Source organism: Bacteroides sp. AM54-2NS (genome assembly GCF_003602935.1).
Taxonomy (GTDB): Bacteria; Bacteroidota; Bacteroidia; order Bacteroidales; family Bacteroidaceae; genus Bacteroides; species Bacteroides xylanisolvens.
Window position 1 is genome coordinate 1 of the sequence record NZ_QTMZ01000111.1, and the last position, 2,474, is coordinate 2,474.

A 2,474-nucleotide genomic window follows, 5' to 3' on the forward strand; every position below is an offset into this window, starting at 1 on the left:
TTTAATTTAGATTTTGACATTTCTGCTCTTTTATCTTAAAAACGGGTCAATCGTTGCCAGCAACTCTGATTTCTGCATCACACCGCTCGTCCTCCACAACACTTCGCCGCGTCTGAACAGCATCAATGTGGGCACAGACTGTATGCCATACTGACTTGCAGTCACCCCATACTTGTCCACATCTACCTTGATGATGCGGATTCTGTCACCCAACACTTCCTTCACCTGCTCAAGGATGGGGTGCATCATCTTGCATGGCTGGCACCAGGTGGCGAAGAAATCGACCAAGACAAGTTGGTCACTTGATATAACGTCTTTGAATGTTTCCATTACGATTTTCTGTAAAATTATGCTATTTTCTTTCCTGTTATCTTACAATACTGCCCTGCAAATGTTAAAATCGAGAAGAATTCAATGAAAAACCTTCGTTATTTCAAAGAATATTCGTACCTTTGCAGCGCTCATCTATAGATAGAAGGAGTTTCGAGACCCGGTTGCCTTTGATGCAATTCGGGTCTTGCGTTTTATAGTGGTGTCTGCAATCTCTTTTTCATCTTCTTTTCCAAAGCCTTTAGTCCATACTCTTTGTTAAGATGGTATGCTGTCAACAGATAGAATCCGTTGCTACGTTGTTGTTCCAAGACAATAACATACTTTTCCACTTTATCATAGATGTATGTTTTCTTGACCTTACGCTTTTTGCCGTCCCTCTCTTCTATGGTAAATACATCCAGATTGTCTGGTGTCAATTCTCTCACATGGTGATTTATCCAATGAAGCCTTTGTGAACGAGCCATCTCGAATACTCGCTTTGGATAAGTCGTACCGTCTTCGTTCTCAACCATGATTTCTTCACAGGTAAGATGCTTGAACAATCTTGCCATGTCAATCTCGCCATCTGTCTTTATAGGATAGATGCGCCACCCTCTGAATGAGAATTGACAGTTATCTTCTATATCACGCTTGAATATTGCATGAAGATCATGCTCTCTTTCTCGTTCACTGAGATATGCCAGTTCCAGCAGCTCAGGGTATTTCTTGATAATATTCAAACTGCTCATTGGCTATTTCAGTGCGATAAAAAACAAATTAAACTTCTTTCTAAATTTGGGAGTTGTGGTGTTGAGACTGATATTACTGTGTTTTTTTATCTTTTCAATCAGCTTCATTTTGGCTCTCACCCTTCCTTCAACTTCTCCCTTTTCATATCTAAGGTTGTAGTTGATGGCTCCCATTAGAACATCTGCCAATTGGATGAAGACACTTTCGTGTGAACGTATAAACTGAAACCTGCCAATGGAAGAGTTGTATTCCATTATTTTTCTGAGCCTCTCCAGCTTATCGCTACTGCATGTGTCCTTGATATCCATATATATGTTATATGTATAATCCATGTCCATCTTGTGATGCAGCAATTGGTAGTACATGCGAAAGTAGAAATCATTAAACGTATAGTCTTCTCGTTTCTCGTCAATCTGACTCTTGTCAACAACCACAGCCCTAAATTCCATGTCATTCATAAAGAACCAGTCTATAAGCTCTGCATAGACTTTATACGTGGCCTCGTGGACATTTGTCCATTTCAGCTCATCACTATAGCCGTGCTTCTTCTTAATATCTTTTATGGCATCTTTTGCCATGCGGATTTGTGTGTATGCTATACTTGTACATCCCAAAAGCATGTAGGGATGACCGTCATGCACCATGTGGGTGCTTTCATCACAGTAGATGTTGAATGTCTTATTCATTGTATCTGTTTTTTGTTTATTCTTTATTCCTTTTCTTCAGCGGTCCACTATGAGGTCCACGGTTCAGCGTCACACCATGCTTGTTGAGTATGCGGAACACGGAACTTCGGCTTGTGAAGCCGCTGATGGCAAAGATGTCATCTATGCTGTGCCCCTCGTTGTACATGTTCACGATATTCTTCTCACGCTCCAGTTTCGACAGTGCCCTTTCCGACTTCTTGGGCGGCCGGATATTCTGTTGCAGATGGATGATGTGTGCCGATGCCTTGCGCAGCACGGCACACTCCTCAGAGAGTGACCCGAACATACGGATGACCTGTGAGGGCTTGGTGTCGGGGAAAAGTTCGTCAAACGTATCGATGCGGTCTTGGATGGAGATGATGCGAACCACCTTCACACGGCAGTATTCTATGAATGTAGCCAGTTCACGGGTGCCACGCAGTGCGTTACTGAACCTCGACACCACCAGCTCGTCGCCGCGCTCCAGACTCGATATGAGCTGCTTCCACATCGGGCGCAGCCTCTCGTGTTCGGACAGTTCCTCTATCACCTGAACACAGCCGTATTGCTGCATCCAAGCCTTGTCTTCTGCATACTCTTCGCCATTGGTGGCGATAAAGATGTAACCTACTTTTGCCATACTGTTGTACGCTATTAAATGAAATCAAGTGCAAAGGTACACTATTTTTCCGAGAAACAATCATACTTGAACGAAAAATCATACTT

The 2,474-nt window shown here is 42.9% G+C and carries 4 protein-coding genes; all 4 read right to left on the reverse strand.

Going from position 1 to position 2,474, the window contains the following annotated elements:
* Positions 1 to 30 precede the first annotated feature (30 nt).
* Positions 31 to 330 (reverse strand): thioredoxin, encoded by a 300-nt coding sequence (trxA, locus tag DXA05_RS25910; protein WP_005816294.1) that lies wholly within the window; start codon positions 328 to 330, stop codon positions 31 to 33.
* A gap of 194 nt (positions 331 to 524) precedes the next feature.
* Positions 525 to 1,061: a hypothetical protein gene (locus tag DXA05_RS25915; protein ID WP_005816292.1), complete on the reverse strand. Its 537-nt coding sequence runs from the start codon at positions 1,059 to 1,061 to the stop codon at positions 525 to 527.
* 3 nt (positions 1,062 to 1,064) lie between these two features.
* Positions 1,065 to 1,748: a DUF3800 domain-containing protein gene (locus tag DXA05_RS25920; protein WP_005816290.1), complete on the reverse strand. Its 684-nt coding sequence runs from the start codon at positions 1,746 to 1,748 to the stop codon at positions 1,065 to 1,067.
* Positions 1,749 to 1,764: 16 nt separating this feature from the next.
* The gene (locus DXA05_RS25925; RefSeq protein ID WP_005816288.1) at positions 1,765 to 2,388 is read right to left on the reverse strand and encodes a recombinase family protein; all 624 of its coding nucleotides are present in this window, start codon (positions 2,386 to 2,388) and stop codon (positions 1,765 to 1,767) included.
* Positions 2,389 to 2,474: the final 86 nt, after the last annotated feature.